The following is a 13,017-nucleotide window of genomic DNA, read 5'->3' as shown; positions in this document are numbered from 1 at the left end:
CTGTGGGAGCGAGCCTGCTCGAAGGGGGCGCCGCCGAATTTCAATCCGGAATCGGCAGACACAGGCTCTCTTTCACCTCTTCCATCACGATATAGCTCTTGGATTCGCGCACATGCGGCAGTTTCAAAAGAATGTCGCCAAGCAGTTTGCGGTAAGAAGCCATCTCGGAAATCCGCGCCTTCACCAGATAGTCGAAATCCCCTGATACCAAATGGCATTCCAGCACATGCGGCAATTTCAGCACCGCGCGTCGGAACTCTTCGAAAGTGTCGCCGGATTTGTAGTCGAGGCTGATCTCGACGAACACCAGCAGGCTACCCTTCAGATGCTGGGGATTGAGCCGGGCGTTGTAGCCCATGATGATCCCCTCGCGCTCCAGGCGCCGAACCCGTTCGGTGCACGGCGTGGTCGAGAGGCCGACCTTTTCCCCCAGTTCGGTGAAGGAGATTCGCCCGTCCGCCTGCAGGATCCGCAAGATGTTGCGGTCGATCTTGTCCAGCTCACGTTTGGTCTGAGTGTTGGTACGCATAGGGGATGCGCCTCCGTGAAAAGGGTTTTTGCCGAGAATTGTCGCCAAATATAGGCGCTTATATAGTGAAAAGCACTGGCATTTCTTTTTTACACTGCGCTCATCATTGCTCTAACAACACAGCTCGGCGGAAAGCCGCGATGAGGGATTGAAAATGCGCGTCATGGTCTTGGGTAGCGGCGTCATCGGTACCGCCAGTGCTTACTATCTGGCCCGTGCCGGGTTTGAAGTGGTGGTGGTCGACCGGCAGCCAGCCGCGGCCATGGAGACCAGTTTCGCCAACGCCGGCCAGGTCTCGCCGGGCTACGCCTCGCCGTGGGCCGCGCCGGGTGTGCCGCTCAAGGCCATCAAGTGGCTGCTGCAACGCCATGCGCCGCTCGCGATCAAGGCCACTGCCGACATCGACCAATACCTGTGGATGGCGCAAATGCTGCGCAACTGCACCGCCAGCCGTTACGCGGTGAACAAGGAGCGCATGGTGCGGCTGTCCGAGTACAGCCGCGACTGCCTTGACGAATTGCGCGCCGAAACCGGTATTGCCTACGAAGGCCGCAGCCTCGGCACCACACAGTTGTTCCGCACTCAGGCGCAACTGGACAACGCCGCCAAAGACATCGCTGTGCTGAAAGAGTCCGGCGTGCCGTTTGAAGTCCTCGACCGCGCCGGCATTGCTCGCGTCGAGCCGGCGCTGGCCGGCGTCACCGACATTCTCGCCGGTGCCCTGCGCTTGCCGAACGACCAGACTGGCGACTGCCAGATCTTCACCACGCGTCTCGCCGAAATGGCGCGCAAGCTGGGCGTGGAATTCCGTTTCGGTCAGGACATCCAGAAGCTCGACCATGCCGGTGATCGCATCAACGGCGTGTGGATCGACGGCAAGCTGGAAACCGCCGACCGCTACGTGCTCGCGCTTGGCAGCTACTCGCCACAACTGCTCAAGCCGCTGGGCATCAAGGCTCCGGTCTATCCACTCAAGGGTTACTCGTTGACCGTGCCAATCACCAACCCGGACATGGCACCGACGTCGACCATTCTGGATGAGACCTACAAGGTCGCGATCACCCGTTTCGACAACCGCATCCGCGTCGGCGGCATGGCCGAAATTGCCGGTTTTGACCTGTCGCTGAATCCGCGGCGGCGCGAAACCCTGGAGATGATCGTCAACGACCTTTATCCTCAGGGCGGCAATCTGGCCGAAGCGAGTTTCTGGACCGGTCTGCGTCCGACCACGCCGGACGGCACGCCAATCGTTGGCGCCACGCCGTTCAAGAACCTCTTCCTCAACACCGGTCACGGCACGCTCGGCTGGACCATGGCGTGCGGTTCCGGCCGTTTGCTGGCCGACCTGATGGCGAAGAAAAAGCCGCAGATCAGTGCCGAAGGCCTCGATATTTCCCGTTACGGCAACAAGACCCAGGAGTCCGCAAAACATGTCAATCCAGCGCCAGCTCACCAATGAGCGCATGAGTCAGATCGTCAGCCACAACGGCACCGTGTATCTGGCCGGGCAGGTCGGCGACGACTTCGACGCCGGGATTGAGCAGCAGACCCGTGACGTGCTTGCCAACATCGAACGTCTGCTCGATCTGGCCGGGACGGACAAACAGCATTTGCTGTCGGCGACCATTTACCTGAACGACATCGAGGCGCACTTTGCCGGGATGAACGCCGTGTGGGATCAATGGCTGCCCAAAGGCGCCGCGCCGGCCCGTGCCACCGTCGAAGCGAAGATGGCCAAGCCGAGCATTCTGGTGGAGATCTCCATCGTCGCCGCGCTGCCGTAACGTTTCAAAAGATCCCTCTCCCGGCGCTGTTGGCGGTTCACCTCGTCAGGCGGCGCCGGTTTTTCTTCCCATGAACGCCTAGAAGTCTGCCGCCATGCGTCCTGCCCGTGCCCTGATCGACCTTCAAGCCCTGCGCCACAACTACCGAATTGCCCGCGAAGTCACCGGCGCCAAGGCGCTCGCGGTGATCAAGGCGGACGCCTACGGCCATGGCGCGGTGCGTTGCGCCCAGGCGCTGCAAGCCGAGGCGGATGGCTTTGCCGTGGCTTGCATCGAAGAGGCGCTGGAGCTGCGCGCTGCCGGGATTCGATCGCCGGTGTTGCTGCTGGAAGGCTTCTTCGAGGCTGACGAGTTGGCGCTGATCGTCGAGCATGACTTGTGGTGCGTGGTGCATTCGCTGTGGCAGCTCGAAGCGATCGAGCAGGCGGCGCTGAGCAAACCGCTCACCGTGTGGCTCAAGCTCGACTCCGGCATGCACCGAGTCGGCCTGCATCCGAAAGATTACCCGGCGGCGTACCAGCGTCTGCTGGCCAGCGGCAAAGTGGCGAAAATTGTGCTGATGAGTCATTTCGCCCGCGCCGATGAACTGCACGCGCAGAGCAGCGCCGAGCAGGTGGCGGTGTTCGAGGCGGCGCGTCAGGGCCTGGCCGCGGAGGTCAGCCTGCGCAATTCGCCAGCCGTGCTGGGTTGGCCAGAGATCAAGAGCGACTGGGTGCGCCCGGGCATCATGCTCTACGGCGCGACACCGTTCGAAGAAGCCAACGCTGTCGCCGAACGCCTGCAACCGGTGATGACCCTGGAATCGAAAGTCATCAGCGTGCGCGAACTGCCGGCCGGCGAACCGATTGGCTATGGCGCCAGATTCATCACCGACAAGCCGATGCGCATCGGCGTGGTTGCCATGGGTTACGCCGACGGCTATCCGCGTCAGGCGCCAACGGGCACACCAGTGCTGGTGGCCGGCAAACTTAGCCGTCTGCTGGGGCGGGTGTCGATGGACATGCTGTGCATCGACCTCACCGACGTGCCGGAAGCGGGCCTCGGTTCGACCGTTGAGTTGTGGGGCAAAAACATCCTCGCCAGCGACGTGGCGAAATGCGCCGACACCATCCCCTACCAGATTTTCTGCAACCTGCGCCGAGTGCCAAGGCTCTATTCCGAGGGCTGACGGCGCTACGGGGGCCAAGTGTTGTAAATACTGAACGCTGTCGCCATGATAACGCTCAATATTCTTACAACATCAGGAGGCTCCCGCCTTGGACGTCGGTGAACGACTGCAATCGATCCGCAAGCTCAAAGGGCTTTCCCAGCGTGAACTCGCCAAACGCGCGGGCGTCACCAACAGCACCATTTCGATGATCGAAAAGAACAGCGTCAGCCCTTCGATCAGTTCGCTGAGGAAGGTCCTGGGCGGCATTCCCATGTCCATGGTCGAATTCTTTTCCGAAGAGATCCTGCAGGAAAAACCGACCCAGATCGTCTACAAGGCCAACGAGCTGATCGACATCTCCGACGGCGCCGTGACCATGAAACTGGTTGGCCGCGCGCACCCGAGCCGCGCCATCGCTTTCCTCAATGAAATCTACCCACCGGGCGCCGACACCGGCGAAGAAATGCTCACCCACGAAGGCGAGGAAACCGGGATTCTGGTGGAAGGCCGACTGGAACTGGTCGTGGGTCTGGAAACTTTTATCCTCGAAGCAGGCGACAGCTACTATTTTGAAAGTACCAAGCCGCATCGTTTCCGGAATCCGTTCGACTTGCCGGCGCGACTAATCAGCGCAGCCACGCCGGCGAATTTCTAAGCAAGAGGCGCCAGGCCATTACGGCACAGGTACCCGAACCGTTTCACCGATGCGCAACAAGACCCCTTTAACCATGGGGTTGTTTCAGTGTGGCGGGCTACCCGCTATACTTGCGCCCGCCTGCGAACCGTGGCCGCAGGCGTGAATAGCCACCATTGAGGGTGAACGCGTGAACCTAATTATGAAAATGCTGGCTGCACCAGCAACCGTACTGGCCCTGTGGGCTGTCAGCGCTCAAGCTGCGACGAATGACGACATTGCCAAACGCCTTGAGCCTGTCGGCCAGGTGTGTGTTCAGGGGCAGGAATGCAAGGGCATGGAAGTGGCCGCGACGGCTGGCGGCGGCGGTGGTGCGAAGGCACCTAAAGACGTGATCGCCAAGCACTGCAACGCTTGCCACGGTACCGGCTTGCTGGGCGCGCCGAAAATCGGCGACAAGGCCGCCTGGAAAGAGCGCGCCGACGATCAGGGCGGTCTGGACGGCATCCTCGCCAAAGCCATCACCGGGGTCAACGCCATGCCGCCTAAAGGCACCTGCGCCGATTGCTCCGATGAAGAGCTCAAGGGCGCGATCAAAGAGATGTCCGGTCTGTAATCGGCGGCTATCTCGACAAAAAACCGTCTTCGGACGGTTTTTTTGTACCTGCTATTTTGCGACCGGGCTGTTCTTTGCAGCAAAGTAGCGGCAATCTCGGTCTACCCCTATCAACGGAACGGGCGGGAGGCTTCAGATGGTGCAGTTGTGTTCGATCGAACAGGCCGTGGACGACGTGCTGGCGCGGTTGCCGGCGCACATCCACATGGGCCTGCCGCTGGGGCTGGGTAAACCCAATCACTTCGTCAACGCGCTGTACCGGCGGATCAAAGACCTGCCCGAGCGGCAGCTGACGATCTACACGGCGCTGTGCCTCGGTCGGCCTAATCTGGGCGACGGCTTGCAGAAACGCTTGATCGAGCCCTTCGTCGAGCGCGTGTTCGGTGATTACCCCGAGTTCGATTTCCTCGCCGATCTGCACCGCGACAGCCTGCCTGCCAACATTCGCATCGAACAGTTCTTCATGCAGCCCGGCAGCCTGCTCAACAGCGCGCCGGCGCAGCAGGATTACGTCAGCAGCAATTACAGCCACGCCGCGCGCGACATCAACGCAGCGGGTTTGAACCTGGTGGCGCAATTGCTGGCGAGCAGCAGCGAACACCCGGATCGCCTGAGCCTGAGCTGCAACCCCGACATCACCCTCGATCTGTTGCCGATGATCGCCAAGCGCCGTGAAGCAGGCGAGACCATTGTGCTGGTCGGTCAGGTACACACCGAGCTGCCGTACATGCCCGGCGATGCCGAGGTCGATATCGACACCTTCGATCTGCTGATCGATGCGAAGGACAGCAGCACGCTGTTTTCCACGCCGAACATGCCGGTGGGGCTTCAGGATCATTTCATTGGTCTGCACGCCAGTACGCTGGTGCGCGACGGCGGCACATTGCAGATTGGCATCGGCTCGATGGGCGATGCGTTGACGGCCGCGTTGCTTGCCCGCCAGGCCGATAACGTCGGGTATCAGGCGTTGCTCGACGACATAAACCTCAGCCAGTGGGCGCAATTGATCCAGCGCGAGGGCGGTACCGCGCCCTTCGCCAAAGGCTTGTATGGCTGCAGCGAGATGTTCGTCAACGGCCTGCTGGTATTGGCGGATGCCGGGATCATTCGGCGCAAGGTCTACCCCGACGTGCCGACCCAAGAGCAGGCCAACGCCGGCACCCTCGACGAAGCCGCACAGCCTGACGGTATTTCCGTGCACGGTGGCTTCTTTCTCGGCCCGCGCAGTTTCTACGAGCGGCTGCGTGAGTTACCGCAGAGCAAGCTGCGCGAATTCAACATGACCCGCATCAGCTACATCAACGAGCTGTACGGCCAGGAGCAACTCAAGCGCTTGCAGCGCATCGATGCGCGTTTCATCAACACCGTGTTCACCATGACCCTGCTCGGCGCCGGCGTAGCCGATCAGCTCGAAGACGGGCGCGTACTCAGTGGCGTCGGCGGACAATACAACTTCGTTGCCCAAGGCCATGCACTGGAGGGCGCGCGGTCCATGCTGATCCTGCGCAGCTGGCGCGAATCGGGCGGCGACGTCAGTTCCAACATCGTCTGGGAATATGGCCACTGCACGATTCCGCGGCATCTGCGTGACATCGTCATCACCGAATACGGCATCGCCGACCTGCGCGGCAAGTCTGACGCGGCCGTGATCGAAGCACTGCTCAATATCAGCGACTCACGCTTCCAGCCGGGACTGATCGAACAGGCGCAGAAAGTCGGCAAGCTGCCCAAGGACTTCCGCCTCGACCCGCGCTTCGCCGGCAACACACCGCAACGTCTGCAAGCCATCGCCGCGCGGCATCCGAACCTGTTTCCAGAGTATCCGCTGGGGTGTGATTTCACCGCGATTGAACGGGATCTGCTGCGAGCGTTGAACTGGCTGAAGAGCAAGTTCAAGCTGACCGAGATACTGGAGCTGGGCAAGGCTGCGCTGGACGCGCCGGAGGCCTCGGCGTTTCCGGAACATCTTGAGCGGATGCAGCTTACAAACCCGGAAGGCCTGAAAGAAGAACTGTTCCAGCGCTTGCTGCTCACTGGCCTCAAAGCTACCGCGCAATAACTGACCACCCCAGAGCCAGCTGTAGGAGTGAGCCTGCTCGCGATCGCGGTGCATCAGTCACCCAAATGATTGACTGACACTACGCTATCGCGAGCAGGCTCACTCCTACAGGGGGGCTGCGGTGTGCGGGTTATTCGATGAAGGTGACGACGCCATCCTTCAGCGATTTCACCCGGGCCAGCGACTCGACGCGGTAGCCCTGCGAGTCCAGCTCGGCGCGGCCGCCCTGGAACGATTTCTCGATGACGATGCCCAGGCCGGCAACGGTGGCGCCGGCCTGTTTGATGATCGAGATCAGCGCTTGCGAGGCCTTACCGTTGGCCAGGAAGTCGTCGATGATCAGCACGCGGTCGCTGCTGGTCAGGTGACGCGGGGAAATCGCCACGGTGCTTTCGGTCTTCTTGGTGAACGAGTAGACCGTCGCCGACAGCAGATTTTCCGTCAGGGTCAGGGACTGCTGCTTGCGGGCGAAAATCACCGGCACGCCGAGGTTCAGACCGGTCATGATCGCCGGGGCGATGCCTGAAGCTTCGATGGTGACGATCTTGGTGATGCCCGAGTCCTTGAACAGCGTGGCGAATTCGTCGCCGATCAGCTTCATCAGGGCCGGGTCGATCTGGTGGTTCAGAAAGGCGTCGACTTTCAGGACCTGATCGGAAAGCACGATGCCTTCTTCGCGGATTTTTTTGTGCAGTGCTTCCATGAAGCTGTCCTCGTTCAGCGCGTGGTGCGCGCCAGGCTTTGAAAAAAAGTGGTCAATTCTAGCGCTTTAACATCGCGCGTATATCGGCCAATGCGTTGTTGCCACGCACGGCTTTGACTTCGGTCGGGGTGTCGTCGTTGCCTTCCCAGGCCAGATCGTCCGGCGGCAGCTCATCGAGGAAGCGGCTCGGCGCGCAGTCGATGATTTCGCCGTACTGCTTGCGCTTGGCGGCGAAGGTGAACGCCAAAGTCTGGCGCGCGCGGGTAATGCCCACGTAGGCCAGACGGCGTTCTTCTTCGATGGTGTCGGCTTCGATGCTGGATCGGTGCGGGAGGATTTCCTCTTCCATGCCCATGATGAACACGTAGGGGAATTCCAGACCCTTGGAGGCGTGCAAGGTCATCATCTGCACGCCTTCGGCACCGTCCTCTTCTTCCTGCTGGCGCTCGAGCATGTCGCGCAGGACCAGTTTGCCGATGGCGTCCTCGATGGTCATTTCGCCTTCTTCGTCCTTTTCGAGGGTGTTTTTCAACGCCTCGATCAGGAACCAGACGTTGCCCATCCGATAGTCCGCCGCCTTGTCACTGGAGCTGTTGGTGCGCAGCCAGTTCTCGTAGTCGATGTCCATGACCATGCTGCGCAGGGCCGAGATCGGATCCTCGCCGGCGCACTGTTCGCGGACCTTGTCCATGAAGCGCTTGAAGCGCGACAGGCGATCGGTGAAGCGGCTGTCGAGATGTTCACTGAGGCCGATTTCGTCGGTGGCGGCGTACATCGAGATCTTGCGTTCGGTGGCGTAGTTGCCGAGTTTTTCCAAGGTGGTCGAACCGATCTCGCGGCGCGGCACGTTGATCACGCGCAGGAAAGCGTTGTCGTCATCCGGATTCACGATCAGGCGGAAGTAGGCCATCAGGTCCTTTACTTCCTGACGGCCGAAGAAGCTGTTGCCCCCGCTCAGGCGATACGGCACCTGGTGGTGTTGCAGCTTCAATTCGATCAGCTTGGCCTGGTAGTTGCCGCGGTAGAGGATCGCAAAATCGCTGTACGGACGGTCGGTGCGCAAGTGCAGGCTGAGAATTTCCATCGCCACGCGCTCGGCTTCGGCGTCCTCGTTGCGGCAGCGGATCACGCGGATCTCGTCGCCGTGGCCCATTTCACTCCATAGCTGTTTTTCGAATTCGTGCGGGTTGTTCGAGATCAGCACGTTGGCGCAGCGCAGGATGCGGCTGGTGGAGCGGTAATTCTGCTCGAGCATCACCACTTTCAAGGACGGATAGTCGTCCTTGAGCAACATCAGGTTTTCCGGCCGCGCGCCGCGCCAGGCGTAAATCGACTGGTCATCGTCGCCGACCACGGTGAACTGGTTGCGCTTGCCGATGAGCATTTTCACCAGCAGGTACTGGCTGGCGTTGGTGTCCTGGTATTCGTCGACCAGCAGGTAGCGCACCTTGTTCTGCCACTTTTCGAGGATGTCGGCGTGTTCCTCGAAGAGTTTTACCGGCAGCAGGATCAGGTCGTCGAAGTCCACCGCGTTGAACGCCTTGAGCGTACGCTGATAGTGGGTGTAGACGATGGCGGCGGTCTGTTCCTTGGGATTGCGCGCGTTTTCCAGGGCCTGGGGCGGCAGGATCAGGTCGTTTTTCCAGGCGCCGATCATGTTCTTGATCTCGTCGACGCCGTCGTCGCCTGCGTATTCCTTCTGCATGATGTCGGTCATCAGGGCTTTGACGTCGGTCTCGTCGAAGATCGAGAAACCGGGTTTATAGCCCAGCCGCGCGTGTTCCTTGCGGATGATGTTCAGGCCCAGGTTGTGGAACGTGCAGACGGTCAGGCCGCGCCCTTCGCCGGCACGCAGCAGGCTGCCGACCCGTTCTTTCATCTCGCGCGCGGCCTTGTTGGTAAAGGTCATGGCGACGATGTACTGGGCGCGGATGCCGCAATTCTGGATCAGGTGCGCGATTTTGCGCGTGATCACGCTGGTCTTGCCGGAGCCAGCACCGGCGAGCACCAATAGAGGGCCGCCGACATAGTTCACGGCTTCTTGCTGCCGGGGATTGAGTCGGGACATACGAAGATTCGGGAGTCGTTGACGAAATGGGCCGGCATTTTAACAGGCTCAGCGAATTGTGCTGCTCTGTCCGACTTGTGACGTACCACGCGATTCAGATTTGCCGGTTTTGTTACTTTCACGCAGGATGCGCAAGGATTTTGCGGCTAATGTTCTCGTTCGTGACACAAAATAACGTTGTGATAACCGTTGTCATTGGTCATTGCCCAGCGCAACGGCATAATGCCCGCCGCCCACATCATTGCAGAGTCTAGGGAGTCAGCTTGTCTACGCCTGTCGAACCCTTGCGTTTGCTGCTACTGGCCGAAGAGCCAGCGTGGACAGCGTTATTGCGCGAGTGTCTGGCTCCGTTGGGGAGTGCGGCGGTGCTGATCAGCGCGCCGAGCTGGGAGTCGGTCAGCAGTCTGTTCGAAGACAATCGCCATGCGGTGTTATTGACCATCCCGGCGTTGCAACCGGCACCGGGCCGTTGCAGCTTGCCGACGGTGTTGCTGCTGGATCACGAACCGGCCACGGCGCCGGACGGGGTCAGTGACTGGCTGGCGTTCGACGCGCTCGATGCCGGCATGCTGCGCCGTTGCCTGCGCCATGTGCGCGAGCGCGGCGTGCTGGAAAACACCTTGCAGCGTCTTGCCGAACAGGACCCGCTCACCGGCATCGCCAACCGCCAGGGCTTCCAGACCTTGCTGGCCGCCCGTCTCGCGGAAGGCGACGGACGCGGTCTGGCCCTCGGGCATCTCGACCTGGATAACTTCCGTCACGCCAACGATGCCCTCGGCCATCAGGCGGGCGACCGGCTGATTCTGCAAGTCGTCGCCCGGCTGAAAAGCCAGCTGGAGGCCGGTGATCAACTGGCGCGCCTGGGCAGCGACGAGTTTGCCCTGCTAATTGACACCCGCCGCGCGCCGCAGCGGGCCGAATGGATGGCCGAGCGTATCACCGAAGCCTTGTCCGAACCGTATTGGGTCGATGGCGAAAGCCTGCTGATCGGCTCCAGCCTCGGCATCGCCCATGCCCGTGCGCAGGGCGGTGCCGATCCGCTGATGTGGCACGCGCACATCGCCATGCAGCAGGCCAAGAGCACGCAGGGCTGCACCTTTCATATCTTCAACGAACGCATCAACCGCAACGCGCGAAGCATGGCCGATCTGGAAAGCGAGCTGCGCCGGGCCTTGCGCCGTGATGAGTTGGAACTGCACTACCAGCCACGCCTGAATCTTGCCGACGGTCAGATCGTCGGCCTCGAAGCCTTGGTGCGCTGGCGCCATGGCGAACGCGGTTTGCTGCCACCCAGCGAATTCGTGCCGTTGGCCGAACAGAGCGGTTTGATCGTGCCGCTGGGGTATTGGGTGATTTCCCGGGCGCTGCGCGATATGCAGGATCTGCGCGAACGCGGCCTGCCCGCGCTGCACATGGCGATCAACCTGTCGTTCCGGCAGTTTCAGGACAGTCAGTTGCTGCCGACGCTCAGCCGACTGATTGCCGAGCGCGGTGTCGAGGCGCAGTGGCTGGAATTCGAACTCACCGAAACCGCCGTGATGCGCCGCAGCGACCTGGTCAAACAGACCATGGACGCCCTCGGCCGCCTTGGCGTGCGGTTCTCGCTGGACGATTTCGGCACCGGGTTTTCTTCGTTCGTGCACCTCAACAGCCTGCCGATCACCTTGCTGAAGATCGACAAGAGTTTTGTCGGTGGCATGGAACAGCGCGAAGAGAACCGCAAGCTGGTACACGCGATGATCAACCTTGCGCACAACCTGCAACTGGAAGTGGTGGCCGAAGGCGTAGAGACGCCGGAGCAACTGGATCTGCTGCGCGGCTATGACTGCGATCAGGTGCAGGGATACCTGATCAGCCGGCCGTTGCCGTTGGCGGAGTTGGTGGAATACCTGACGTCGGGATCGAGCCAGCAGCCGGCTCTGGAGATCGTCGGCTGAACACCACCCCCTGTAGGAGTGAGCCTGCTCGCGATAGCTTTCCAACGGTCAACATTTGCATTAACTGATACACCGCTATCGCGAGCAGGCTCACTCCTACAGGGGGAGCTCATTCGGCCTGGGGGATGTTGAAACCTTGAGCCTGCGGCTCGCGCCGAATCATTCGCTTCATCTTCCATTCAAACGCCAGCGTCAGGCTCACCGCCGCACAGGCCAGGCCCAGCGCCAGTCCCCACCAGACGCCCGTCGGCCCCCAATCGAGGTGGAAGGCCATCCACCACGCCGCGGGCGCGCCGATCAGCCAGTAGCAACCGAGCCCGACCAGAAAGGTGGTCTTGGCATCTTTCAGACCACGAATACAACCCATGGCAATCGTCTGCGTGCCGTCGAACAATTCGAACCATGCCGCCACTGCCAGGAGGCTCACCGCCAGGCGGATCACCTCGGCAAACGCCGGGTCGTTATGGTCAAGGAACAGGCCAACCAACTGATTCGGCCACAGCCAGAACACCAAGGCAAAGCCGAGCATCACCACCGCGCCGAAGGCGATGCCAACACGGCCGGACATGCGCGCATCGATCAGTTGACCGGCGCCATAGTGCTGGCCGACGCGCATGGTGATGGCATAAGACATCCCGGCCGGCACCATGAATGCCACCGAAACGATCTGCAGAGCGATCTGATGCGCACCCATTTGTGTGCTGCCCATGGTGCCCATGCACAGCGCCGCAAAGGCGAACAGCCCGACTTCCACCGCGTAGGTGCCGCCGATGGGCAGGCCCAGCCGCCAGAGTTCTTTCAGGTACTGCCGGTTGGGCCGCGACAGGCCGGCGCGCAATGGATAGGCGTCATACGCCGGATGCCGGCGAATGTGCCAGGCCAGCGCCAGCGCCATACAGTTGGCGACAATCGCCGTGACCAGACCGATGCCCATCAAGCCGAGCTGCGGCAGGCCGAACAGGCCGGTGATCAACGCGTAATTGAGCAGAAAGTTGGCCACGGTGCCAGCGAGGCTGATGACCATGACCGGCGTGGCCCGGCCAATCGCGCTGGTAAAACCACGCAGGGCCATGAAGCTCAGGTAGCCGGGCAGGGCGAAGGGCAGGGCGATTAGGAATTGCCCGGCTGCGTTGACGTTGGTTTCGGTCTGGCCGAACAGCAACAGCACCGGTTTCAGATTCCACAGCAACAGCCCTGCGCCTAGCGCCATCAGCCAGGCGAGCCACAATCCGGCCTGAGTCAGGCGTGCTGCGCCAAGAATATCGCCGGCACCCTGACGAATCGCCACCAGCGTGCCGACCGCTGCAATGACGCCGATGCAGAAAATCGACACAAACGAGTAGGTCGCAGCGCCGAGGCCGCCACCGGCCAGCGCCTCGGGGCTGAGCCTGGCCATCATCAGCGTGTCGGTCAGCACCATCAGCATGTGCGCCAACTGTGAAGCGATCAGCGGCCCTGCCAGCCGCAGGATAGCCCAGAGTTCGGTACGCACAGGATGTTGCATAGTCATCACCACTCAATTTGCAGAGGGAACAGG

At 61.2% G+C, this 13,017-nt stretch carries 11 protein-coding genes; 7 read left to right on the top strand and 4 right to left on the bottom strand.

Annotation, left to right across the window (positions count from 1 at the left end; genetic code table 11):
* Nucleotides 1–40: 40 nt before the first annotated feature.
* Entirely contained in the window at nucleotides 41–529 is a 489-nt protein-coding gene (locus HU765_RS04920; protein WP_010465173.1) for an Lrp/AsnC ligand binding domain-containing protein, read from the bottom strand.
* A 154-nt stretch (nucleotides 530–683) separates the two neighbouring features.
* Here HU765_RS04920 and dadA point away from each other — a divergent pair, with 154 nt between their 5' ends.
* From dadA to HU765_RS04890, 6 genes are all read left to right on the top strand, one after another.
* Entirely contained in the window at nucleotides 684–1,988 is a 1,305-nt protein-coding gene (gene dadA / locus HU765_RS04915) for a D-amino acid dehydrogenase (protein WP_186619246.1), read from the top strand.
* Complete coding sequence (locus tag HU765_RS04910; RefSeq protein WP_016772564.1) at nucleotides 1,960–2,313, top strand: RidA family protein; 354 nt, start codon at nucleotides 1,960–1,962, stop codon at nucleotides 2,311–2,313. Before dadA ends, HU765_RS04910 begins: the two co-directional genes overlap by 29 nt.
* 94 nt (nucleotides 2,314–2,407) lie before the next feature.
* The gene (alr, locus tag HU765_RS04905; protein ID WP_186619245.1) at nucleotides 2,408–3,481 is read left to right on the top strand and encodes an alanine racemase; all 1,074 of its coding nucleotides are present in this window, start codon (nucleotides 2,408–2,410) and stop codon (nucleotides 3,479–3,481) included.
* A gap of 88 nt (nucleotides 3,482–3,569) precedes the next feature.
* Nucleotides 3,570–4,118 carry a cupin domain-containing protein gene (locus HU765_RS04900; protein WP_166221791.1) on the top strand — a complete coding sequence of 183 codons (549 nt, stop codon included), beginning with the start codon at nucleotides 3,570–3,572 and terminating at the stop codon, nucleotides 4,116–4,118.
* 181 nt (nucleotides 4,119–4,299) lie between these two features.
* Nucleotides 4,300–4,713 carry a c-type cytochrome gene (locus tag HU765_RS04895; RefSeq protein ID WP_186619336.1) on the top strand — a complete coding sequence of 138 codons (414 nt, stop codon included), beginning with the start codon at nucleotides 4,300–4,302 and terminating at the stop codon, nucleotides 4,711–4,713.
* Between the two features lie 136 nt (nucleotides 4,714–4,849).
* Complete coding sequence (locus HU765_RS04890) at nucleotides 4,850–6,772, top strand: acetyl-CoA hydrolase/transferase family protein (protein WP_186619244.1); 1,923 nt, start codon at nucleotides 4,850–4,852, stop codon at nucleotides 6,770–6,772.
* Nucleotides 6,773–6,902: 130 nt separating this feature from the next.
* On the opposite strand, the gene HU765_RS04885 is transcribed toward HU765_RS04890, so the two are convergent.
* Together HU765_RS04885 and rep are read right to left on the bottom strand one after the other, a co-directional pair.
* A complete protein-coding gene (locus HU765_RS04885; protein WP_186549710.1) occupies nucleotides 6,903–7,475 on the bottom strand; it encodes a xanthine phosphoribosyltransferase in 573 nt (190 codons plus the stop codon).
* A 58-nt stretch (nucleotides 7,476–7,533) separates the two neighbouring features.
* Nucleotides 7,534–9,543, bottom strand: coding sequence for a DNA helicase Rep (gene rep, locus HU765_RS04880; RefSeq protein WP_186619243.1), 2,010 nt, complete (start codon nucleotides 9,541–9,543; stop codon nucleotides 7,534–7,536).
* Between the two features lie 263 nt (nucleotides 9,544–9,806).
* Here rep and HU765_RS04875 point away from each other — a divergent pair, with 263 nt between their 5' ends.
* Entirely contained in the window at nucleotides 9,807–11,480 is a 1,674-nt protein-coding gene (locus tag HU765_RS04875) for a bifunctional diguanylate cyclase/phosphodiesterase (protein ID WP_186549706.1), read from the top strand.
* Nucleotides 11,481–11,589: 109 nt separating this feature from the next.
* On the opposite strand, the gene HU765_RS04870 is transcribed toward HU765_RS04875, so the two are convergent.
* A complete protein-coding gene (locus tag HU765_RS04870) occupies nucleotides 11,590–12,984 on the bottom strand; it encodes a NorM family multidrug efflux MATE transporter (protein ID WP_186619335.1) in 1,395 nt (464 codons plus the stop codon).
* Between the last annotated feature and the right edge of the window lie 33 nt (nucleotides 12,985–13,017).

The organism is Pseudomonas sp. SWRI81, assembly GCF_014268545.1.
GTDB lineage: Bacteria > Pseudomonadota > Gammaproteobacteria > Pseudomonadales > Pseudomonadaceae > Aquipseudomonas > Aquipseudomonas hamedanensis.
The sequence above is the reverse complement of the archived record's forward strand: the minus strand, read 5'-3'. Positions and strand labels throughout refer to the sequence as shown.

Excerpts from the sequence above, each read along its gene's own strand:
- HU765_RS04920 (WP_010465173.1), bottom strand. The coding sequence starts at position 529 with ATGCGTACCAACACTCAGACCAAACGTGAGCTGGACAAGATCGACCGC.
- dadA (WP_186619246.1), top strand. The coding sequence starts at position 684 with ATGCGCGTCATGGTCTTGGGTAGCGGCGTCATCGGTACCGCCAGTGCT.
- HU765_RS04910 (WP_016772564.1), top strand. The coding sequence starts at position 1,960 with ATGTCAATCCAGCGCCAGCTCACCAATGAGCGCATGAGTCAGATCGTC.
- alr (WP_186619245.1), top strand. The coding sequence starts at position 2,408 with ATGCGTCCTGCCCGTGCCCTGATCGACCTTCAAGCCCTGCGCCACAAC.
- HU765_RS04895 (WP_186619336.1), top strand. The coding sequence starts at position 4,300 with ATGAAAATGCTGGCTGCACCAGCAACCGTACTGGCCCTGTGGGCTGTC.
- HU765_RS04890 (WP_186619244.1), top strand. The coding sequence starts at position 4,850 with ATGGTGCAGTTGTGTTCGATCGAACAGGCCGTGGACGACGTGCTGGCG.
- HU765_RS04885 (WP_186549710.1), bottom strand. The coding sequence starts at position 7,475 with ATGGAAGCACTGCACAAAAAAATCCGCGAAGAAGGCATCGTGCTTTCC.
- rep (WP_186619243.1), bottom strand. The coding sequence starts at position 9,543 with ATGTCCCGACTCAATCCCCGGCAGCAAGAAGCCGTGAACTATGTCGGC.
- HU765_RS04870 (WP_186619335.1), bottom strand. The coding sequence starts at position 12,984 with ATGCAACATCCTGTGCGTACCGAACTCTGGGCTATCCTGCGGCTGGCA.